The organism is Vibrio sp. Y2-5 (assembly GCF_014596725.1).
Classification (GTDB): domain Bacteria; phylum Pseudomonadota; class Gammaproteobacteria; order Enterobacterales; family Vibrionaceae; genus Vibrio.
Map to the genome: position 1 here is coordinate 637,673 of NZ_JACVEG010000001.1, position 21,037 is coordinate 658,709.

The 21,037-nt window shown below is 45.1% G+C and carries 20 protein-coding genes; 13 read left to right on the plus strand and 7 right to left on the minus strand.

Annotation, left to right across the window (positions count from 1 at the left end; all coding sequences use genetic code 11):
* Positions 1-3 precede the first annotated feature (3 nt).
* The 3 genes from HUO09_RS02970 to bioA all read right to left on the minus strand — a co-directional run bounded on the left by HUO09_RS02970 (position 4) and on the right by bioA (position 5,873).
* Positions 4-3,141 carry an efflux RND transporter permease subunit gene (locus tag HUO09_RS02970; protein WP_188232925.1) on the minus strand — a complete coding sequence of 1,046 codons (3,138 nt, stop codon included), beginning with the start codon at positions 3,139-3,141 and terminating at the stop codon, positions 4-6.
* Positions 3,142-3,149: 8 nt separating this feature from the next.
* A complete protein-coding gene (locus HUO09_RS02975) occupies positions 3,150-4,298 on the minus strand; it encodes an efflux RND transporter periplasmic adaptor subunit (protein WP_167410497.1) in 1,149 nt (382 codons plus the stop codon).
* A gap of 285 nt (positions 4,299-4,583) precedes the next feature.
* Complete coding sequence (gene bioA, locus HUO09_RS02980; RefSeq protein ID WP_188232926.1) at positions 4,584-5,873, minus strand: adenosylmethionine--8-amino-7-oxononanoate transaminase; 1,290 nt, start codon at positions 5,871-5,873, stop codon at positions 4,584-4,586.
* Between the two features lie 201 nt (positions 5,874-6,074).
* On the opposite strand from bioA, the gene bioB reads away from it, so the two are divergent.
* The 4 genes from bioB to bioD are packed head-to-tail and all read left to right on the plus strand — an operon-like array spanning position 6,075 to position 9,754.
* Complete coding sequence (gene bioB, locus HUO09_RS02985) at positions 6,075-7,127, plus strand: biotin synthase BioB (RefSeq protein WP_167410495.1); 1,053 nt, start codon at positions 6,075-6,077, stop codon at positions 7,125-7,127.
* Complete coding sequence (gene bioF, locus HUO09_RS02990; protein WP_188232927.1) at positions 7,111-8,265, plus strand: 8-amino-7-oxononanoate synthase; 1,155 nt, start codon at positions 7,111-7,113, stop codon at positions 8,263-8,265. Before bioB ends, bioF begins: the two co-directional genes overlap by 17 nt.
* The gene (bioC, locus tag HUO09_RS02995) at positions 8,262-9,065 is read left to right on the plus strand and encodes a malonyl-ACP O-methyltransferase BioC (protein ID WP_188232928.1); all 804 of its coding nucleotides are present in this window, start codon (positions 8,262-8,264) and stop codon (positions 9,063-9,065) included. The genes bioF and bioC overlap by 4 nt, the downstream gene beginning before the upstream one ends.
* Positions 9,062-9,754 carry a dethiobiotin synthase gene (gene bioD, locus HUO09_RS03000; RefSeq protein WP_167410492.1) on the plus strand — a complete coding sequence of 231 codons (693 nt, stop codon included), beginning with the start codon at positions 9,062-9,064 and terminating at the stop codon, positions 9,752-9,754. The genes bioC and bioD overlap by 4 nt, the downstream gene beginning before the upstream one ends.
* A 90-nt stretch (positions 9,755-9,844) precedes the next feature.
* On the opposite strand, the gene HUO09_RS03005 is transcribed toward bioD, so the two are convergent.
* Positions 9,845-10,018, minus strand: a complete 174-nt coding sequence (locus HUO09_RS03005; protein ID WP_167410491.1) for a hypothetical protein — start codon at positions 10,016-10,018, stop codon at positions 9,845-9,847.
* A 266-nt stretch (positions 10,019-10,284) separates the two neighbouring features.
* Between HUO09_RS03005 and htpX the strand changes: the two genes are divergently transcribed.
* From htpX to HUO09_RS03050, 9 genes are all read left to right on the plus strand, one after another.
* A complete protein-coding gene (gene htpX, locus HUO09_RS03010; protein WP_188232929.1) occupies positions 10,285-11,151 on the plus strand; it encodes a protease HtpX in 867 nt (288 codons plus the stop codon).
* A gap of 186 nt (positions 11,152-11,337) precedes the next feature.
* Positions 11,338-11,757: a nuclear transport factor 2 family protein gene (locus tag HUO09_RS03015; RefSeq protein ID WP_167410489.1), complete on the plus strand. Its 420-nt coding sequence runs from the start codon at positions 11,338-11,340 to the stop codon at positions 11,755-11,757.
* Positions 11,754-12,479: an SDR family NAD(P)-dependent oxidoreductase gene (locus tag HUO09_RS03020; RefSeq protein ID WP_188232930.1), complete on the plus strand. Its 726-nt coding sequence runs from the start codon at positions 11,754-11,756 to the stop codon at positions 12,477-12,479. Before HUO09_RS03015 ends, HUO09_RS03020 begins: the two co-directional genes overlap by 4 nt.
* Before the next feature lie 12 nt (positions 12,480-12,491).
* Positions 12,492-13,769 carry an NAD(P)/FAD-dependent oxidoreductase gene (locus tag HUO09_RS03025; protein WP_188232931.1) on the plus strand — a complete coding sequence of 426 codons (1,278 nt, stop codon included), beginning with the start codon at positions 12,492-12,494 and terminating at the stop codon, positions 13,767-13,769.
* Positions 13,769-14,545 carry a DUF1365 domain-containing protein gene (locus HUO09_RS03030; protein ID WP_188232932.1) on the plus strand — a complete coding sequence of 259 codons (777 nt, stop codon included), beginning with the start codon at positions 13,769-13,771 and terminating at the stop codon, positions 14,543-14,545. The genes HUO09_RS03025 and HUO09_RS03030 overlap by 1 nt, the downstream gene beginning before the upstream one ends.
* On the plus strand, positions 14,542-15,783 hold the full coding sequence (locus HUO09_RS03035) for a cyclopropane-fatty-acyl-phospholipid synthase family protein (protein WP_188232933.1): 1,242 nt from the start codon (positions 14,542-14,544) through the stop codon (positions 15,781-15,783). Before HUO09_RS03030 ends, HUO09_RS03035 begins: the two co-directional genes overlap by 4 nt.
* A 2-nt stretch (positions 15,784-15,785) precedes the next feature.
* Positions 15,786-16,316: a DUF2878 domain-containing protein gene (locus HUO09_RS03040; RefSeq protein ID WP_188232934.1), complete on the plus strand. Its 531-nt coding sequence runs from the start codon at positions 15,786-15,788 to the stop codon at positions 16,314-16,316.
* Entirely contained in the window at positions 16,261-16,818 is a 558-nt protein-coding gene (locus HUO09_RS03045; RefSeq protein WP_188232935.1) for a chalcone isomerase family protein, read from the plus strand. The genes HUO09_RS03040 and HUO09_RS03045 overlap by 56 nt, the downstream gene beginning before the upstream one ends.
* Positions 16,818-17,348 carry a DUF3833 domain-containing protein gene (locus HUO09_RS03050; RefSeq protein ID WP_188233186.1) on the plus strand — a complete coding sequence of 177 codons (531 nt, stop codon included), beginning with the start codon at positions 16,818-16,820 and terminating at the stop codon, positions 17,346-17,348. Before HUO09_RS03045 ends, HUO09_RS03050 begins: the two co-directional genes overlap by 1 nt.
* A gap of 59 nt (positions 17,349-17,407) precedes the next feature.
* On the opposite strand, the gene purB is transcribed toward HUO09_RS03050, so the two are convergent.
* The 3 genes from purB to mnmA form a co-directional block, all read right to left on the minus strand.
* Positions 17,408-18,778, minus strand: a complete 1,371-nt coding sequence (purB, locus tag HUO09_RS03055; RefSeq protein ID WP_188232936.1) for an adenylosuccinate lyase — start codon at positions 18,776-18,778, stop codon at positions 17,408-17,410.
* Between the two features lie 149 nt (positions 18,779-18,927).
* Entirely contained in the window at positions 18,928-19,545 is a 618-nt protein-coding gene (hflD, locus tag HUO09_RS03060; protein ID WP_188232937.1) for a high frequency lysogenization protein HflD, read from the minus strand.
* A 112-nt stretch (positions 19,546-19,657) separates the two neighbouring features.
* Positions 19,658-20,782 (minus strand): tRNA 2-thiouridine(34) synthase MnmA, encoded by a 1,125-nt coding sequence (gene mnmA / locus HUO09_RS03065; RefSeq protein WP_188232938.1) that lies wholly within the window; start codon positions 20,780-20,782, stop codon positions 19,658-19,660.
* Between the last annotated feature and the right edge of the window lie 255 nt (positions 20,783-21,037).

The following is a 21,037-nucleotide window of genomic DNA, read 5'->3' on the forward strand; positions in this document are numbered from 1 at the left end:
TATTTAATGTTTGTCGGCGATAACAACGACAGGTTTTTTCTTAAATTTCTCACGCAGTGTTTGCATCATCACAAAGAACACTGGGGTGAGTAGGGTGCCAACAAATGTTGATAAGATCATGCCACCAAACACAGCGAAACCGAGAGAATGGCGAGACGCCGCGCCTGCTCCCGATGCAATCACCAGTGGGAATACCCCCCAGATGAAAGCAAACGCAGTCATCTGCACAGCTCGGAAACGTATTCGAGCTGCTTCCATTGCTGCCTCAAGGATTGAGAGCCCTCTGTTTTCGCGTAGAACTTTGGCGAACTCAACAATTAAAATCGCCACCTTGGCGGACATACCTATCAGTATCACCACACCTATCTGTACATATAGGTCGAACGCTTGCCCTGCCATGATCAATGCTGCAACCGCGCCCAATACCGCAATCGGTACTGCCATCATTACCGCTGCCGGAATGGTCCAACTCTCATACTGAGCAACCAAGAACAGGTAGGTGAATATCAAAGAGAGTGCAAACGCAATCGGTGCCATGTTGCCCGCTTTCATTTCCTGATACGTCATACCTGACCATTCGTACGAGTAGCCGCTTGGTAGCTCTTCAGCAGCCAGCTTTTCAATCGCTTTCACCACATCGCCAGAACTGAAACCTGCGGCAGGAGCACCATTGATAGTCGCTGCACTGAACATGTTGTAGTTTGAAAGCGTATCTGGGCCAAATATCGGTTTGATTTTAATCAGCGTACCTAATGGCACCATATTTCCCGTTGTACTACGAACATAGAGACGGCCAATATCATCAATATTGTCGCGATATTGTTGTTCTGCTTGAACTTTCACCTGATATGAACGACCAAATTTATTGAAATCGGAAATATAGGCACCACCCAGTTGTGACTGTAAAGTGGAGAATATTTCGTTCAACGGCACGCCCAATGAGATGGCTTTATCTCGGTCGACATCAATGAAACGCTGCGGAATATTGGCGCGGAATATTGAGAATGCTCTCGCGACTTCTGGCAGTTGGTTTATTTTGGCTACGAAATCCGCTGTGGTGCTCGCCAGCTCTTGAGGAGAACGACCTAAGTTGTCCTGTAATATCAAGTTGAAGCCATCAACTGCACCCATACCTTTTATCGCGGGGGTTGCGAATACAAATGAAGCTGCATCTGGGTTGGCATTGAGCATTTGTGTAACTTTTTGCATCAGAACACGTTGGTGTAAAGCCGGATCTTTACGTTGGCTCCAGTTATCTAGTTTGATGATCAACATGCCTGAGTTGGGAATCGCAGCCATGTTAATCACTGAGAAGCCCGCAACAGAAACCACGTTTTCTACGCCGTCGAGCTGGCGCAGTTCATCCACGTATTTTTCCATCAATGGCGCAGTACGCTGCAAAGCAGCGGCGTCAGGTAAGCGCATTTCCACCATAAATACGCCCTTGTCTTCGTTTGGAACGAAAGCAGAAGGAAGCTGCATAAAACTGAAGAACAGTGTGGCAATTAAAGCGCCATAGATCACCACACTCAGCAACATGCGCTTACCAAGAAAGCCTACTAATCCCCGATATTTTGATGTGATAGCTTCAAACCCGCGGTTAAATGCGCGTAAAGGAGCGATAGGCGTAGAATGCTCGGATTTCAACATCAAAGCACACAGCGCTGGTGTTAGGGTTAGCGCGTTCACGGCAGAAATCAACACCGATACACAAATGGTCACGGCGAACTGGTTGAACATTTTGCCAGAGATTCCCGGCAGTAAGGCCACTGGAACAAATACAGCAAGAAGGATCAGAGTCGTCGCCAGTACAGGCCCCGTGACTTCTTTCATCGCTTGAATTGTGGCGGGAATAGGGTCTAGATGTTCTTCATGGATGACCCTTTCCACGTTTTCGACCACGATGATGGCGTCATCCACCACGATACCGATGGCGAGAATCAGACCAAACAGCGAGATGGTATTGATGGTCATACCCATAACACCCATCACAGCAAAGGTTGCAATGATTGAGACCGGAATCGCAAGGGTTGGGATGATGGTTGCACGCCAGTTTTGCAGGAACACGTATACCACCAATGTCACCAGTAACACGGCAATAATCAGCGTTTCATAAACTTCATCAATTGATGTCTCTACATACTCTGTAGAGTCGTATGCGATGTCATACACAAGGTCATCGGGGAATGATTGTTCATATTGTTGCATCGCTTCTTTAATGCGTTCCATTACCTCCAACGCATTTGCAGTAGGCAACTGATAGAGTGCAAGTACAGCAGCTGGCTCGTTATTCATCCGGCCATCGGCTTCATAACCTTGAGCGCCGACTTCAATGCGCGCCACGTCTTTTAGACGAATTAATGAACCATTCGGATTGGCTTTAACGATGATCTTTTCAAATTCTTCCGCGGTTTGTAATCGCCCTTTAACCTGCAAAACATACTGATGTTGTTGTTCGTCTGGAGCTGGCATGCCGCCAATTTTACCGGCTGCGACCTGTACGTTTTGCGTTTTGATTGCTCCAATCACATCCGATGCCGACAGCTTTAGAGACGCCAGTTTATTGGGCTGTAACCAAACACGCATCGAATAGTCTTTTTTACCCAACAGGGTAATATCACTCATGCCTTCAATACGTTTTAAGCGTTCTACGATATTCAGGTCTGCATAGTTTGAAAGGTAGATGCTGTCGTGTGTCTGCTTCGGCGATCGCAAAGTGATTACACCAAGCATGTCGGAAGATTTCTTGCGAACAGTAACGCCAATTTGGTTAACTTCTTGTGGCAGAGAAGAAGACGCTTGAGAGACAAGGTTGTTGACCCGAACTTGGGCCATATCGCCATCTGAGCCAACACGAAAGTAGACGCGCAAGGTATACGTGCCATCATTACCAATAACGGAGGACATGTAGATCATGTCTTCAACGCCATTCACCTTCGCTTCAATTGGCTGAGCAACGGTTTTTTTCACCACATCAGCACTTGCTCCGGGATACATAGTACTGACGGTTATCACGGTAGGTGAAATTTGTGGGTATTCCGACACAGGCAATACTTTTAGAGCGATAAGCCCCATCAGTGTCATCGCCAGCGAAATAACCAGTGCAAATTTAGGTCGATAGATAAAAAATTTACTTAACATAATTATGCCTAACTCGCTTTATTCGCTGGAACAGTGACATCGTTGGCTTGTACTTTCATACCGACACGGACTTTTTGTAGTCCTTTTACAATCACTTTTTCGTCTTCTGCTAATCCGGCGGTCACTGCTTTGTTGGTGCCGTATGTTTGTCCCAGTTCGATTTCACGACGATCGACGACGTCGTCACTGTTTACTACCATAACGTAGTCTCCAGATTGGTCTTGCTGCACTGATGCTGCAGGGACGAGTAACCCTTCGATGGTTTTGCCTTTTAGGCTAATGGTTAAGTTGCCGTATTCACCCGGCATGAGCGAGTATTTGGTATTGGCGAAGGTGGCTTCGGCTTGGATTGAACCTGTATCAAGGTCGATTTTGTTGCCTACTGCGTAAATTTTACCGTCTGCTGGGTATTCACTGCCGTCAGATAAATTTAACGCCAAGTCCACATCAAGTTTGCCTTCATCGGCTCTTACTGCATCGACAACGTTGCGTATACGTCGATAAAGTTTTTCATCAATATTGAATCGAAAGTGGATGGGGTCGATTTGGGTCAGGGAGACTAAAGGTTTTAACTGCAATGTTGTGATGCGGTCACCCACTCGATAGTTACTAAATCCGACTCGGCCTGAAAATGGTGCTCGAATAGTTGAAAAATCGAGATCGAGCTGCGCTGAAAGCAACGAGGCTTCCGCACCTTTCACAGAGGCTGTCGCTGTCGCCTGTTTAGCGATGGCATCATCGTACTGCTGTTCGCTGATGCTTTTATCTTTAATCAGCTTCTTCGCTCTGTCTGCTTCGCGATTGGCGAGAGAGAGCTCAGCCTGAGCTTTTTGTAATGATGCTTTCGCGTACGCCAGTGCTGCTTTATATGGGCGGGGATCGATTTGGAACAAAATCTGATCTTTTTCCACCATATCACCATCTTTAAAATGAACTTCAGTCAGCTCACCGTTGACTCTTGGCATTATGTCGATGTCGTTTTCTGCGACCGTTCTACCAATAAAAGAGTGATAAGGCGTAATTTCCGAAGCATGCATTGTCACAGTTTCGACGATAGGCGCGGCAACTTGCTGTTTTTGTGTGACGTCCTTACAGCCCAAAAGAAGTAGGGAAACAATAGCTGTAGAAGTTAGGACATACTTGTTGTCGAATCTCATTATTAGGACCTGTAGGTTTGATAGTTATTCTCTTAACGCAGCTTTTTGCTGTCATTGGATGAGCCTGCTTTGAATAGACAACGTGGTTAACTTCCGTCTTAGCGATGAGTCGTTCAACGCTAAGTCAGAAGCTTTTGCTTTTTTTGTTTTCGCGAATCGAGTTTGTAATAGAAAGTTACAATTCGCTTTGGGGGCAATATTAAATAAAAGGAGGGGGTAGAAATGTCCGATAATGTTTAGTTTTGCAATTTCGTCGGGAAAACCGTACTTGCCAATTTGGAAAGTTTAACTCTCATTTCGGGCAAAACAGGCTGGATCCAACAACGCTGCGCTAATAGCTTTAAGCAGTTTGTGCAGGTGCTCTGGCTGGCTAATGTATGGCGGCATAATGTAAATCAAGCGACCGAAAGGGCGAATCCATACGCCCATCTCAACAAACAGAGCCTGAATATTTTCCATGTTGACTGGATGATGGGTTTCAATCACGCCGATAGCGCCTAAATAACGAATCTGTTTCACCTCAGAATATGACTCAAACTGCACCAACTCTTCGGCAAAGAAAGCTTCAATTTGCTTAACCTGCTTTTGCCATTGTCCAGAGGCAATGATATCTAAGCTGGCTGAAGCGACAGCGCAAGCGAGCGGGTTACCCATAAACGTTGGTCCATGCATAAAGCAGCCGGCTTCCCCACCACAAACAGTATCGGCAACTTTTTGGGTGGTCAGAGTGGCAGAAAGAGTCATGTAGCCACCCGTTAATGCTTTGCCTACACAAAGAATGTCTGGCTGTACATCGGCGTGTTCACACGCAAATAATTTGCCCGTTCTGCCAAACCCTGTCGCGATTTCATCCAATATCAACAGTAGGTTGAATTCATCGCAGAGCTGTCGAACTTGGCGCAAAAACTCAGGGTGATAGATACGCATCCCGCCTGCACCTTGCACAATCGGTTCCATTATTACAGCGGCTATCTGCTGGTGATGCTGGGTTAGCTTATGACGAAAATCTTCGATATCTGACTCATCCCACTCTTGCCAAAAGTCGCCTTGTGGTGAATCTGCAAAGATGTGCTCTGGAAGAAAACCTTTATAAAGGCTGTGCATCGAGTTATCAGGGTCGGTCACGGACATCGCCGCAAAAGTGTCACCGTGGTATCCGTGGCGTAGTGTCAGGAATTTTGAGCGGCTCTCACCTTTTGCATGCCAATACTGCAATGCCATTTTCAGGCTAACTTCCACGGCAACAGATCCGGAATCTGCCAAAAATACCTGCTGCAAATTACTTGGAGCGAGCGAAAGTAGTTTTTTACACACATCAATGGCTGGCTGGTGGGTTATCCCGCCAAACATCACATGAGACATCTTATCAATCTGCTGATGTGCCGCCAGATTAAGCAGAGGATGGTTGTAACCGTGTATCGCCGACCACCAAGAAGACATGCCATCAACCAGTTGATTTCCTTGTTCTAAATAGAGGTGAACGCCTTCTGCGTGTGTCACAGGGTAGCAGGTCAGAGGTGCCAGCGTGGAAGTGTAAGGGTGCCATATATGCTGGCGATCAAAGGTTAAGTCCATTCTAAACTCGCAATCAAAAGTGATTAAGAAATAATCTAACGTAAACTTTTTGTGATCTATCGTGTTGACAGTCTATCGCGTGTCGTTAGACTAACCAAGCATAAATGCCTAGAAGTGCTCGGTTTTTGATCGGCGAGTTAAGCGAGAGAAGAGCCCTCAGTGAGAAAGGCACAGAACAATAATTATCAATAAGGATTACGCGTGGAAATTCGTCATAACTGGACAGTGTCTGAAGTAAAAACACTGCTTGAAAAGCCATTCATGGATCTACTGTTTGAAGCTCAGTTGGTTCATCGTCAATATCAGCCTCACAACCATGTTCAAGTAAGCACATTGCTGTCAATTAAAACCGGTGCTTGCCCTGAAGACTGTAAATATTGCCCTCAAAGTGCTCATTATCGTACCGATGTCGAGAAAGAACGCTTAATGGAAGTCGAGCGTGTACTGGATGCCGCACGTAAGGCGAAAAATTCAGGTTCAACACGTTTCTGTATGGGTGCCGCGTGGAAAAATCCGAAAAGCAGGGATATGCCATACCTTAAAGAGATGATTTCTGGCGTGAAAAATATGGGCTTAGAAACCTGTATGACGCTGGGAATGCTTAATGCAGAACAAGCGAATGAACTGGCTGAGGCTGGCTTGGATTATTACAACCATAACCTTGATACCTCACCTGAGTATTACGGAAATATCATTACAACCCGTACTTATCAGGATCGATTAGACACACTCTCTCACGTGCGCGAAGCAGGGATGAAAATCTGTTCGGGTGGCATTATTGGTATGGGTGAAAGTACTAATGACCGTGCAGGTTTGTTAGTTGAACTGGCTAACTTATCGGTTCAGCCTGAAAGTGTGCCAATTAACATGTTGGTGAAAGTAAAAGGTACGCCGCTGGAAGATGTTGAAGATGTTGAACCTTTTGACTTCATTCGCTTGATTGCTGTGGCTCGTATCATGATGCCTAAGTCTGCGGTGCGTTTGTCTGCAGGGCGCGAAAAAATGAACGAGCAGATGCAGGCACTATGTTTTATGGCTGGCGCAAACTCAATCTTCTACGGTTGCAAGTTATTAACCACACCGAACCCTGCAGAAGACAGCGACATGCTGCTGTTCAACAAGCTTGGCATTAACAGCCAGCAAGTTGTACAGAAGCCGGATGAAATCGCTGAGAATGAGTTGCTTGATCGCGTAGTAGAGCGTGTTGCCTCTCGTCCAACTGCCGACGATTTATTCTATGACGCTACAGTTTAAGTCTCGCATTCACGAGGCATTACTTGAACGGGAAAATTTCGGTTTAACTCGCTCGCTTCAGGTGCTACAAGGCGGAAATCGGGTCTCAACTCAGTGTGGTGACACTGAGTTTATCAACTTTTCCAGCAACGACTATCTGGGGCTTGCCAGTGATAAAGCGCTGACTAGTGCGTGGCAAGCCGGACTGGATATTTACGGCGCAGGAAGCGGTGCTTCTCCTTTGGTTACTGGGTTTTCAGCGGCGCATGCCAGCTTGGAACGTTCGCTATGTGAGTGGCTTGGCTTTGATCGAGCGATACTGTTTGGCTCTGGCTTCAGTGCTAATCAGGCGTTGCTTTTTACTCTGATGCGTAAGGACGATTTGCTGCTACAAGATAAGCTGAATCATGCTTCATTAATGGAAGCTGGGATGCTTTGCCAAGCAACAATGAAGCGCTTTAAGCACAACGATCTCCAACACCTATCTCAACTGCTCTCTGGTGACCACAATGCGTTGGTGGTGACGGAAGGTGTGTTTAGTATGGATGGCGACAGGTCTCCACTGGAAGAAATTCATCAATTAACACGAAACAATGCTTGGTTGATGGTCGATGATGCCCATGGCGTCGGAGTTTTAGGTGATAACGGAGCCGGTAGCTGCAATGCGGCGGGTATCCAGCCCCAAATACTGGTAGTGACGTTCGGTAAAGCATTTGGACTCTCGGGAGCGGCTATTCTGTGTAGCGAAGAGGTGGGAAATTATCTTACTCAGTTCGCTCGACATCATGTCTATTCGACAGCAATTCCTCCTTCGCAGGCGCATGCCATTACTCATGCCGTTGGCATGATTCAAACTCAGCAATGGCGGCGTGAAAAGCTGCATGAGCTGTCTCAGGTTTATGATGAACTATTGCAGTCAGTTGACGGCTATGTAGAGACGTCTACACCGATCAAACCTTTTATTTTGGGGAAATCTCAGCAGGCACTGAACGTTGCTCGACAACTGAAAGAAAAGGGATTTTGGATGACTGCTATTCGTCCACCAACAGTTCCTGAAGGTTCAGCGCGATTACGTATCACGCTCACTGCAAATCACAACGTCAAAGATATTTGTGCGTTAGCGAGCGCTTTAGCTCAGTGTATGGAGTCAAATAAATGAGTGAATTAGCCTTACGCTCAGAGATTGACAGCAAAGACAAATCCGCCATTTCAAGCGCCTTTAGCAAAGCCGCATCGACCTATGATAAACATGCGGCATTTCAGCGCGATGTTGGTCATCGTCTGTTAAAGCTGCTACCCACAGATTTATCTGGGCTTCGGGTTCTCGATTTAGGCTGTGGTACGGGCTATTTTTCACGACAACTTCAGCAGCTCGGAGCGAAAGTGGTGTGCGCCGATCTCTCTCCGGCTATGCTCGAACAGGCGAGAGAGCGTTGTGGTGAGGACTCGCTCACGTATGTTCAAGCCGATGCGGAACAACTGCCTTTTTCTGCTGGCGAGTTTGATATTGTTTTTTCAAGTCTGGCTCTTCAGTGGTGTGACGATTTATCCTCGCCTCTGGCTGAAATACGACGTGTACTCAAACCATTAGGTCGTGGTTACTTTTCCACTTTGCTTGATGGCTCCCTGATTGAGCTTAAGCAGTCATGGCGGAAAATTGATTCTCATCAACATGTTAATGAGTTCATTTCTTTCAATCAGGTAAAAATTGCGTTAGCGCAAGCCGAGGTTCCTAAGCATCACTTAAACTTGGCCGAGATGATTGTTTGGTATGACACTGCTTTTGAGCTGATGCGCGATTTAAAAGGCATCGGGGCGAACCATATCCATTCAAGATCTCAGGGGTTGACGGGAAGACGGGCACTGATTCAAGTCGAACAGGCCTACGAGCGATTTCGAAGTCAGCAAGGTTCTTTACCTGCAACATATCAGGTTTGTTTAGGGGTAATTTATCGATGATAAATGCATTTTTTATTGCGGGTACGGACACCGATGTTGGTAAAACAGTGGCTTCAAAAGCGATATTGCAAGCGATTGCCAGTAAGGGCTTTACAACAATTGGCTATAAACCAGTAGCCGCGGGTTGTGAGAGAACAGAGCAGGGTTTACGTAACTCTGACGCGCTCCATCTCATGAAAGTAGCGACACAAGAGATGCCGTATGACGACGTCAATCCATACGCGCTAGCATTGCCTGCATCGCCACACATTGCAGCTAAGCACGAGAATCTGACTATTGATTACAAGGTATTGAGTGACAAGCTTGATTACTTGAAAACAAAAGCGGATACCGTATTGGTTGAAGGTGCGGGTGGCTGGAGAGTGCCAGTTTCTGATACAGACTGTTTATCGACTTGGGTTAAGCAAGAGAAATTACCAGTTGTATTAGTGGTAGGGGTGAAACTTGGTTGCTTAAGTCACGCTCTGCTTACGGCGGAAAGTATTGAAGCGGACGGTTTGACGATTGTTGGTTGGGTGGCAAACCGTATTAACCCAGGCACTGAGCACTACGCTGAAATTATTGAGGTGTTGGAATCTCGTATTCGTGCACCAAAACTGGGTGAAATCCCATATGTTCCAAGTGCTAAACGCACGGAACTTGGTAAATACATCAACCTTGAACCTTTGATGGAAAAGGAGCTCGCGTAGTCGGGTTCTAAACCAAACATCCTGAGATAGCTTGGGTATAAGGCAAACAAAAGGGCTGCATTAGTGCAGCCCTTTTTAAAATCTGTTTGATTACATTTCTTTGTTCAAACCAAGCATAGCGAATGCTTGTTGAGTTTCAGCAATATGTTGTTGCACTGACTGTTGTTGGTCAATTCCTAGTTGCAACTTCGCCTCTTCTTCAGTTAAGCCTAAATGGCAGCGGAGTAGGTCGATTGCCATTTTATAACTTTGAGCTTCAGCCATGATGATATCCTTCGTTATGATTTCTCTCTCACTGTTCGGAATTTAATCTCTTTCGACTTGTGTCTCAATACGACAAAAGTCTAACTCAGTAGAGATCGGATCTGTTTACATTATAGCCACATAATTGACATTAAATGTTTCAATTTAACACTTAACCTTGTTTTTTAAATCGCAGACACTATGTATTAGAAAACTCCTGAAGCCTTTGTGTGGAATACCTTAGTGACTTTGGGTTAATAGTCAGCTTTCCTCAACGGAGATAATTAATGAAGCGAGTATTGTTATTCTTGGCAACCAACCTAGCCGTCGTAATGGTGCTAAGTGTTGTTTTGAATATTGTTTATGCCACTACAGGGATGCAATCGGGTAGTTTGTCTGGCTTGCTCGTAATGGCAGCCGTGTTTGGTTTCGGCGGTTCATTTATTTCACTCTTGATGTCAAAGAGGATGGCTCTGAGTTCGGTGGGTGGTGTTGTGATTGAAAACCCACGTAACGAAATGGAGCACTGGCTGCTGGAAACGGTGAAGCGTCAGTCGCAGCAAGCAGGTATTGGTATGCCTACTGTTGCTATTTACGATTCTCCAGACATGAATGCATTCGCAACTGGCGCAAAACGTGATGATTCATTAGTGGCGGTTTCTACAGGTCTGCTACATAACATGACACGTGATGAAGCCGAAGCAGTGCTTGCTCATGAAGTTAGCCACATTGCAAACGGTGATATGGTTACCATGACCTTAATGCAAGGGGTAGTGAATACATTCGTGATCTTCTTGTCGCGCTTCATTGCTAACATTATTGCTTCTCGTAACAGTGATGAAGAAGGTCAGGGCAGCAACATGATGGTGTACTTCGGTGTTTCTATGGTGCTTGAATTGGTATTAGGCTTCTTAGCAAGCTTCATTACCATGTGGTACAGCCGTCATCGCGAGTTCCATGCCGATGCGGGTGCTGCCCAATTGGTCGGTAAGCATAAGATGATCGCGGCACTTGAGCGTTTGAAGATGAGCTACGAACCTCAATTGGAAGGTTCTATGATGGCGTTCGGTATCAATGGTAAACGTACGATGACTGAGCTATTGATGAGCCATCCACCGCTTGATAAACGTATTGCGGCATTGCGCAATTCTTAAAATATAAGAGCCAGCTTCCGAGCTGGCTTTTTTGTCCCACCAATTTCCCCTTAACATCCCGTTAATTTTTTCTGCTAATGAATTCTTACAAAAAGTTGTACAAATATTTTTTTGTACAACTTTTCTTTGTGCGCTATCCTAACACTTAACTTATACGGAAAATAAATTTGTACAGGTTTAGCGAATATGGATATCCAAGTTATCGCCCAGTTTTACCAACAGCTCAGTAAAGACAATTTGCATTTACTGCCAGAGGTTTATCACGAGCAGGTGGTATTTGAAGATGCGGCACATCGGATAGAAGGGCTGGAAGCACTGCAAAGCTATTTTGCTAACCTTTATCAGAATGTTGAGCGATGTGAGTTTTCAATTGCCGAGCAACATCAGTCCAACAATGACGGATTTATTACTTGGACTATGCATTTGCAACATCCCAAGTTATCCGGTGGTAATCCAATTGATGTTACTGGTATGAGCCACCTTAAGTTTGCCGATGGCAAGGTTATATCCCACCGAGATTATTTTGATCTGGGCGAAATGCTTTACGAGCACATCCCTTTACTTGGTGGAATTATTAGAAGTATTAAGCGGAGGCTGGGCCAATGAGTGCAGTACTGATTACCGGAGCAACATCTGGCATTGGGCAGCAACTGGCCTTGGATTATGCCAAACGAGGATGGCAAGTCATCGCTTGTGGGAGAAATAAAGAATCTTTGGCTAGGCTAGATGAAGCGTATCCAAATGTTGACACTTGCGAGTTTGATATTACTGACCGCGTGCAGACATTCAACGCTTTGCGCAGTTTACCGTTGACTCCAGACCTTTGGCTTCTTAACGCGGGTAATTGTGAGTATATCGATAATGGAGAAATGGACTCGAAACTGGTTGAGCGAGTGTTTCAAACCAATGTATTTGGTTTGACCAATATTATTGAAGCGATAGAACCTCATTTAGTTTCAGGGCACAGAGTGGCGGTGGTCAGTTCAATCGCGAGTGAGTTGGCCTTGCCAAGAGCGGAAGCCTATGGTGCGTCCAAAGCTGCAGTCGGTTATATCGCACGCTCATTACGCTTGGATTGGCGCGACCGAGGCGTGGAAGTGTCTACAATTTTTCCAGGTTTCGTTGATACACCGCTTACCGCAAAAAATACATTTTCTATGCCTATGCTCGTCAGCGTAGAACAAGCATCACAAGCAATTCAGAAAGGTTTAGACAAGGGGCTAGCGAACATTTATTTCCCCAAACGATTTACCTGGATTCTAAGAATACTCGGGTCATTACCTTACTCATGGCAGCACTCTGTGACTGGTCTGCTATTTCGGTCTTAAAAGGAAAACAAGATGAAGATTGCAATTATTGGTACAGGTATTTCTGGTTTGTCTTGCGGTTACTATCTGCATGAACAACATGACATCACGGTATTTGAAGCCAATGATTACATTGGTGGTCATACAGCAACGGTAGACGTTGAACTCGGTGGAACAACTTACGCCGTCGATACCGGTTTTATTGTTTATAACGATCGTACTTATCCTAACTTTATTAGTTTAATGGCCGAGTTAGGGGTGAAAACCACGCCGACCGAAATGAGTTTCAGTGTTCGAAATGATGCGAATGGTCTTGAATACAATGGTCATACGATCATGACTCTGTTTGCTCAGAAACGTAATTGGCTGAATCCTCGTTTCTATCAGTTTATTTCCGAAATTTTGCGTTTTAACAAGTTAGCCAAACAAGAAGCTAAGGAGTCTGAAGTCAATCTGCAAACTCTTGGGCAGTTTCTCAATCATCACGGTTTTTCTCATTATTTCTGTGAAAACTACATTCTTCCAATGGGTGCTGCGATTTGGTCATCGTCTCTGGCGGATATGCGTGCGTTTCCACTCACATTTTTCCTACGATTTTTCTTAAATCACGGGCTGCTTGATATCAGCAATCGTCCGAAATGGAACGTGATTCAAGGTGGGTCTCGCTCTTACATTGAGCCGCTTACCCAAGGGTTTAAGCAGAGTATTCGAACCAGTTCACCTGTCGACAAAGTAAAACGTGTTGCAGGTGGCGTTGAAGTAACAAGTCTTGGTAAAACCGAGTGGTTCGATGAAGTGATTTTTGCTTGTCACAGCGATCAGGCGCTTTCGATGCTGGAAGACTCCACAGAGAACGAGCAGCAAATTCTGTCTCAGCTTGGTTATCAAGCGAACGAAGTCATTCTACATACCGATACGAATTTATTGCCTAAGCGTAAAGCGGCTTGGGCGTCATGGAACTATTGGTTGAGAGGAGATGAAGGGCAGGATTCTCTCCTACCTTCACTCACCTATAACATGAATATTTTGCAGCATATTGATGCGCCAGAGACTTTCTGTGTGTCACTAAATAGCAGTGAGCACATCGATCCGAGCAAGATTCTTCGCAGCTTTGTTTATCACCATCCAGTGTTTACTGAAGAGTCGATTAAAGCGCAGCAGCGTAAATCAGAAATCAGCGGCGAAAATCATACTTGGTTCTGTGGCGCATACTGGCACAACGGTTTCCATGAAGATGGTGTGCGAAGCGCTTTGGATGTGGTGACGAACATAACGCGCGTGAATGATGCCAAGATGAAAGGGGCTGCGTAATGTCAGCCTTGAATAGCCAACTACTCGTCGGCAGTGTGAGGCACAGACGCTTCACTCCTAAGAACCATGCGCTGACCTATTCCTTGTTTATGCCCTGCATTGACTTGGATGAATGGACTTCGCTGTCACAAAAAGTATGGGGACTAGGTGAAAAGTGGTGGCATTGGGCAAGGTTGCGCCGTGAAGATTATCTCGGAGGTGGAGAACTCAAGCAGGCTGTTCAAGATAAAGTGTTCGAACTCACAGGTGAGAGAGTTGAAGGCAGGGTGTTTGCAGTGATCCACTTGCGCTACTTAGGTATCTATTTCAGCCCTGTAAATTTCTATTACCTCTATGACGAGAATGATGAGTGGCGTTATTTGCTGGCAGAGGTCAGTAACACGCCTTGGAATGAACGCCACTACTACGCGATACCAGCGGAAATGGGTGCAGACGGAGAGAACTGGCAACACGACAAAGCGTTTCATGTCTCTCCGTTTAATCCGATAGATCAGCAGTATCAGTGGAAGTTAAAACCGTTGACTGAGTCTTTAATGGTGCATTTGGAGTGTCATCGCGAAGGTAAAGCGTTCGACGCAACTCTGGCAATGAAAGGGCAAGAGTTCACCACTAAGAGTTTGCTTGCTTTGCTAGTAAAAACACCGGTAATGGCGATTAAAGTGACATTAGGGATTTACTGGCATGCGCTGAAACTATGGATGAAAGGTGTGCCGATTCATGATCATCCGAACACACAAAAAAAAGAAAACAATCGTAGTAAGGAGAATACGCAATGATAAATGTGACTTCTATGGATATGCCAATCAGCTTATCTGTGTGGCAGAAAAGCGCTCGCAACGTTGCATTTAAATGTTTGCAGTACTTGGATGTCGGCAGCTTAACGATTGTGGAGTCTTTTTCTGATCAGGCGTCTAATCAGCAGCAGTTTGGTCATAAAAATCAAAATGAACCTCATGCTGTGATCTGGGTTAAGCATCCTGATTTTTATTCGCGACTATTGAAAGGTGGCAGCATTGCAGCCGCAGAAGCGTATATGGATGACTGGTGGGATAGCCCAAATCTAACGGTTTTAATGGAGCTCATGGCGAAAAACATGAGTGCGTTAGACAGAATCGAGCAACGCAGCAGTTGGTTAACACAATGGGCGTATAAGGTTGGCCATTGGTTTAAACGAAACTCGATTGATCAGGCAAAAGAAAACATCGAAGCGCATTATGATCTCGGTAATGAACTTTACAAGACTTTCCTAGATAAACGAATGCTCTACTCAAGTGCGTTGTACTCGTCGCCAAATGACACGTTAGAGCAAGCTCAGATTAACAAGATGGAACGCCTCTGCCAGCAGTTAGAACTGAAACCGAGTGACCACGTGATTGAAATCGGTACCGGTTGGGGCGCTATGGCGATTTACATGGCTCAAACTTACGGATGCCATGTCACTACCACCACCATTTCGGAAGAACAATACAGTTATGCGAAGGAGCAGATAGAGAGAGCGGGTTTGGGTGACCGTGTCACCTTGTTGAAGCAAGACTACCGATTGTTGGAAGGTCAGTACGACAAACTGGTTTCTATCGAAATGATTGAAGCCGTCGGTAAGCAGTATCTCAAGTCTTACATTAAGAAGTGCCAGTCGTTACTAAAACCGAAAGGTTTAATGGCAATACAAGCAATTACCATCGCCGATCAACGTTACGACTATTACAGCAATAATGTTGATTTTATTCAGAAATATATTTTCCCGGGTGGTTTTTTGCCTTCAGTCACCGTACTCACTCAAACGGCTACTCAGCACAGTGATTTAATTACTCGAGATATTTTTGATTTAGGGCTCGATTATGCGCAGACGCTGAAAGACTGGAGGCTACGTTTTGAACAGTCGTTAGAGCAAGTTTCACTACTTGGCTATGACGAGCGTTTCATTCGTATGTGGCGTTACTACTTCTGTTATTGCGAAGGTGGCTTTAACGCACGAACCATCAGCACTATCCATATGACACTGCAACGAGGCTAACTGTGGGGCGCTTATTTGTCGTATCACTCTGGTTCCAGATAATCTGGTTTCTTGCTGTTCTAGGGCAGGAACGCTTTCAGTGGCTGACTCTGGCTTTGGGGCTATTGACCTTAGGTTACGCAGCGTATTCGAGTCGTGATGATATTGGCAGGGTATTAGCGCTTGGCGTCGGCGGAGTTGCTTTAGATTCTTTTAATAGTGCATTTGGCCTATTGGTATTTAAAAGCGCGCATGTACCTGTGTGGCTAGCCGTGCTCTGGTTGGTTTTTGTCTGGTACGCAAGACAATGGGTACCGCACCTAAGCAAATATCCTAAAGGGTTGGTGATGCTGTTTGTCGGGGTCTGTGGTGCCTTGAGTTATTGGGCTGGATATAAATTTTCAGCGGTTGAATTTTCATATTCCGTTGTAGGGTCACTCGCTGTTTTAACTGTGCAATGGGGTGGTGTAGCGTGGCTAATCATGAGGGTGTTTGCAAATGATTACTCAGTTTCGAACAATAGTCCTGATACTGCTAGCTCTCGTCAGCGTTAGTGTCTGCGCAACGGGAAATGCAAATAATGTTGTTCGCCAGTGGCAACAGTGGCCAATTGTTGGTCAGGCGACGCTGTCTTGGCTCTGGTTGGATATTTACTCTTCTCAGTTACGTTCGCCGGATGGCAAATACAAGCTGGAGGGAGATATTTCACCGCATCCAATTGCGTTGGAAATTCGCTATCTCAGGGATATTAGTAGTACTCAGTTGCTAGAAGCAACAGAGGAGCAATGGCAAAAGCAAGGTTTCAGTGATGAGAAGATCGCCACTTGGATGCCCACGTTAACGGCTATATTCCCTAGCGTGAAGACGGGTGAAAAGCTGATTTATGTTACAGATGGAAGTGCGGGCGAGTTCGTCTATATCTCCGATTCTGGTGAACAAAAAGTGGTGGGGAAGATTGATGACGAATCATTAAATGATGCGTTTCTTGCGATTTGGTTATCACCTAAAACGGAATATCAAACCTTGCGTCAACAACTATTAGGGATGAATCGATGATGAGTTGGGTTAAAAAGAGTTTCGTAGCGTCATTATTATTGCTGTTGACGGCATGCAGCGCCGAATTGTCGGATTATCAGCAAAGTGAACCTAAGTTTGACTTGTTTGGTTATTTTGAAGGTAATACAAAAGCTTGGGGAATGGTGCAAGATTATACCGACAAACAGAATCGTCGTTTTAAAGTGGACATTGAAGGGCATATTATCGGCAACACTTTGACGCTGACTGAAGATTTTGTCTTTGATGATGGCGAGAAGAGCCAACGAGTTTGGGTTATACAGCGTTCATCGAACGGTTTTTATCTTGGGCGAGCTGACGATGTTATTGGTGACGCTATCGGGCAGGAAGTCGGTAACGCACTTCAATGGAAGTATGATTTCTTGTTAAAAATGGATGATGGAGAAATTGAGGTTACTTTTGATGATTGGCTTTATCGCCAAGATGAGACTCGGGTATTTAACATCACTAAAATTAAAAAGTTTGGCATTGAAGTGGGGCAGGTAACGCTGTTCTTCGAAAAGAGTCAATAAACAAACTTATGGTAAATAAAAAGGGAGGCACAGCCTCCCTTTCTTAATGTATTTAAAGCTTACAGCTTGTCAGTTAGCTCAATAGCTTGACCGATATAGCTTGCAGGAGTCATTTCTTTCAAACGTGCTTTTTCTTCTTCTGGCAGTTCTAGGCCATCGATGAAGTTACGCATCGCTTCTCCGTCAACACGCTTACCACGAGTCAGCTCTTTTAGCTTCTCATATGGTTTTTCAATGCCGTAGCGGCGCATCACTGTTTGTACTGGCTCTGCCAATACTTCCCAGTTCTTGTCCAGTTCAGCCAACAGTGCTTCGCGGTTCACTTCTAGCTTGCTGATACCTTTCAGAGTCGACGTGTAGGCAATGATTGCATAGCCAACACCCACGCCTAGGTTACGTAGTACAGTTGAGTCTGTAAGGTCACGTTGCCAACGAGATATAGGCAGTTTTTGTGCTAGGTGAGTAAACACTGCGTTCGCCAGACCCAAGTTACCTTCAGAGTTTTCGAAGTCGATTGGGTTAACTTTGTGCGGCATGGTTGAAGAACCGATTTCGCCAGCAATGGTTCTTTGCTTGAAGTGACCTAGAGCAATGTAGCCCCAAACGTCACGGTCGAAGTCGATCAGAATCGTGTTGAAACGTGCCACGGCATCAAATAGCTCAGCGATGTAATCGTGAGGTTCGATTTGAGTTGTGTACGGGTTCCAAGTTACGCCAAGAGATTCTGTCACGAACTCTTCGCTGAATTTGTGCCAATCAACTGTTGGGTAAGCAGAAAGGTGTGCGTTGTAGTTACCTACAGCACCGTTGATTTTCGCTAGGATCTCAACGTTTTCGATTTGCTTGTATTGACGTTCCATACGGTACGCAACGTTCGCCATCTCTTTACCCATAGTCGATGGAGAAGCCGGCTGGCCGTGTGTACGAGATAGAAGTGGGATATCACGGTATTCAACCGCTAAGCCACGGATAGCATCAATGATGTTACGGATTTCAGGAAGAATAACCGTATCACGAGCTTCTTTAAGCATCAGCGCGTGAGACGTGTTGTTGATGTCTTCAGAAGTACATGCAAAGTGAATGAATTCATTAACTGCGTGAAGCTCAGGAACGCCAGCAACTTTTTCTTTTAAGAAATATTCCACTGCTTTTACGTCGTGGTTAGTTGTGCGCTCGATATCTTTGATACGTTGTGCATCAGCTTCACTGAAGTTTGCTGCAACGCTATCAAGGAATTGGTTTGCTTCTTCACTGAATGCAGGAACTTCTGCAATCTCAGCTGTTGCTGCAAGCTTCTGTAACCAGCGAATTTCAACGATAGTACGGTATTTAAGTAAGCCAAATTCACTAAAAATACTGCGTAGTGCAATAGTTTTACTGCCGTAACGGCCGTCTACTGGTGAAACAGCAGTCAATGCTGACAGTTCCATGATCTTCTCCTGAATTGGTTTCTAAATTTCGTGTGCTTTATACCAGTATCAATGGCAATTGTCACTAATATTGCGCAAACGATTGCGCGAGATTTATGTTACTCAAAACCGTTGAGTAAAAAATTAGCTCGCATTGTGCGAGCTAATGATCACATTCTGGCCAGTAATATCTTGGCTTGATCAACCATCTTCTTACGTCCGAAGACCAAATGAAGACGTCGTCCGCCTACTTGACGCCAAAGTACTGCACAACGAATACCAGATAATAATAGTGCACGTACTTTTTGTTGGTTAGCCGTTTGCTGCAATACCGCTGGAGTTCCCGCAACTTGAATGCGAGGCCCGATAGGGCTAATGACATCGAGATAAACACTTGCTAAGTTGCTGATCATCTGTTCATCAAGCAAATCGAAATGTTCGACTTGACGTTCGATCATTTGAATACGGTCACCCAGTTGAGACATCGCATCTCTGCGGCTGGTCAATTTACGTTCTAAAGCCAGTAAGCTAATAATATAGCGAGTGATAGCACTGCCCGCAGGGGTGCTATCAATACCATTCACCAGACACTCAAGACCAACTTTCAAATCGGCTTCGCTACCAAAAACACTGATGGTGTTGCTTGGATTGGTCGACAAAATGGCACGCAGTGAAGTTTCAAACGCGTCTGAATCACAGTAACCGTCTTTCGCTACTTTTTGCACTAAAGCGACAGCTTGGCAAATTCCAGCAAATGCGATAGTTCGGTCATAAATTGTGTTAGCCACGTAAATACTCCTTAGGGTCTGTTAACCTTTTGAGGTTAAATTTTGTTCGAGTTAAAAGCGTTTTAATCACGGCGCAAGGAATTTAGCTTAGTTATTCTAAGTGAATAACTTGCTAACAAATACGTTGTTCAATAATGCCGCCACCCAGACATACATCGCCTTGGTAGAAAACAGCAGACTGTCCTGGGGTAACTGCGACTTGTGGGTCATCAAACATCACCTTGATGTTGTTGTCATCCACTGGGATAACGGTACAAGGAATGTCCGTTTGACGGTAACGAGTCTTCACTGAGCAACGGAACGCCTCTTTTATAGGAGTACGGTCAACCCAGTGCAGTTGTGAAGCCATTAATCCGTATGATTTCAATAACGGATGGTCTGCGCCTTGCACAGCGATAAGCACGTTACGCTTGAGATCTTTCTCTGCTACATACCATGGTTCTTCGTTACCGCCGCCGCCTTTTTGGCCACCAATGTGCAGTCCTTTACGTTGACCTAATGTGTGGTACATAAGGCCTTGATGTTCGCCAATAACTTTACCTTCAGGGGTTTCAATTTTACCCGGTTGGGCAGGCAAATAGCGAGACAAGAAGTCTGTAAATTTGCGCTCGCCGATAAAACAGATACCGGTTGAATCTTTTTTCTTCGCAGTGATTAAACCTTGCTCTTCGGCAATACGGCGAACTTCTGGTTTCTCTAATTCACCGACCGGGAACAAACTGCGTGCAACCTGTTCGTGGCTCAGTGTATATAAGAAGTAGCTTTGGTCTTTGTTGTTATCTTTACCACGTAGCATTTGTGGCTTTTCACCCTCTTCTACGAAGGTGCGACGAACATAGTGACCCATAGCTATATAGTCTGCATCTAACACTTCATCTGCAAACTCTAAAAATGCTTTGAACTTGATTTCTTTGTTACAAAGAATGTCTGGGTTTGGAGTGCGACCCGCTTTGTATTCCGCTAAGAAATATTCGAACACGTTGTCCCAGTATTCCGCTGCGAAATTGATCGTGTGTAAATAGATACCAAGTTTGTCGCAGACAGCCTGTGCATCGGCAAGATCTTCTGCTGCCGTACAATATTCTTCGTTATCGTCTTCTTCCCAGTTCTTCATGAACAAGCCTTCTACCTGATAGCCTTGTTGTTGAAGAAGATATGCTGAAACGGAAGAATCAACGCCACCTGACATGCCTACAATGACTTTCTTTTGGCTGTTTGCGTTGCGGTTATCTGACATGACTTAATACCACTTGATTGACTTGGACGCAGATTCTAACAGAAAGACTTTTTTGAGGACAGATCAGAGACTGAGTTCACACTTCTGATTTGGTGTGTTTTCGCTTCATTGATGCGGTAAATGGAAATGTAATCGTTATCTAAAATACTTGTGTAAAAAACTTTTACTACGTAAACGTTTGCTATCCTTTGTTGAGTTGCTGCCGTATTAGACGCAATGTAAAATTCCGGCTCTTTTCTTCTCACGCACCTAATT

What these genes read in the sequence shown, in the direction of transcription:
- HUO09_RS03045 (WP_188232935.1), top strand. Translation starts at nt 16,261, where the DNA reads ATGATTACTCAGTTTCGAACAATAGTCCTGATACTGCTAGCTCTCGTC.
- bioD (WP_167410492.1), top strand. Translation starts at nt 9,062, where the DNA reads ATGATAAATGCATTTTTTATTGCGGGTACGGACACCGATGTTGGTAAA.
- HUO09_RS03015 (WP_167410489.1), top strand. Translation starts at nt 11,338, where the DNA reads ATGGATATCCAAGTTATCGCCCAGTTTTACCAACAGCTCAGTAAAGAC.
- HUO09_RS03025 (WP_188232931.1), top strand. Translation starts at nt 12,492, where the DNA reads ATGAAGATTGCAATTATTGGTACAGGTATTTCTGGTTTGTCTTGCGGT.
- HUO09_RS02970 (WP_188232925.1), bottom strand. Translation starts at nt 3,141, where the DNA reads ATGTTAAGTAAATTTTTTATCTATCGACCTAAATTTGCACTGGTTATT.
- htpX (WP_188232929.1), top strand. Translation starts at nt 10,285, where the DNA reads ATGAAGCGAGTATTGTTATTCTTGGCAACCAACCTAGCCGTCGTAATG.
- HUO09_RS02975 (WP_167410497.1), bottom strand. Translation starts at nt 4,298, where the DNA reads ATGAGATTCGACAACAAGTATGTCCTAACTTCTACAGCTATTGTTTCC.
- HUO09_RS03030 (WP_188232932.1), top strand. Translation starts at nt 13,769, where the DNA reads ATGTCAGCCTTGAATAGCCAACTACTCGTCGGCAGTGTGAGGCACAGA.
- bioC (WP_188232928.1), top strand. Translation starts at nt 8,262, where the DNA reads ATGAGTGAATTAGCCTTACGCTCAGAGATTGACAGCAAAGACAAATCC.
- HUO09_RS03020 (WP_188232930.1), top strand. Translation starts at nt 11,754, where the DNA reads ATGAGTGCAGTACTGATTACCGGAGCAACATCTGGCATTGGGCAGCAA.
- mnmA (WP_188232938.1), bottom strand. Translation starts at nt 20,782, where the DNA reads ATGTCAGATAACCGCAACGCAAACAGCCAAAAGAAAGTCATTGTAGGC.
- HUO09_RS03050 (WP_188233186.1), top strand. Translation starts at nt 16,818, where the DNA reads ATGAGTTGGGTTAAAAAGAGTTTCGTAGCGTCATTATTATTGCTGTTG.
- HUO09_RS03005 (WP_167410491.1), bottom strand. Translation starts at nt 10,018, where the DNA reads ATGGCTGAAGCTCAAAGTTATAAAATGGCAATCGACCTACTCCGCTGC.
- purB (WP_188232936.1), bottom strand. Translation starts at nt 18,778, where the DNA reads ATGGAACTGTCAGCATTGACTGCTGTTTCACCAGTAGACGGCCGTTAC.
- HUO09_RS03035 (WP_188232933.1), top strand. Translation starts at nt 14,542, where the DNA reads ATGATAAATGTGACTTCTATGGATATGCCAATCAGCTTATCTGTGTGG.
- bioF (WP_188232927.1), top strand. Translation starts at nt 7,111, where the DNA reads ATGACGCTACAGTTTAAGTCTCGCATTCACGAGGCATTACTTGAACGG.
- bioA (WP_188232926.1), bottom strand. Translation starts at nt 5,873, where the DNA reads ATGGACTTAACCTTTGATCGCCAGCATATATGGCACCCTTACACTTCC.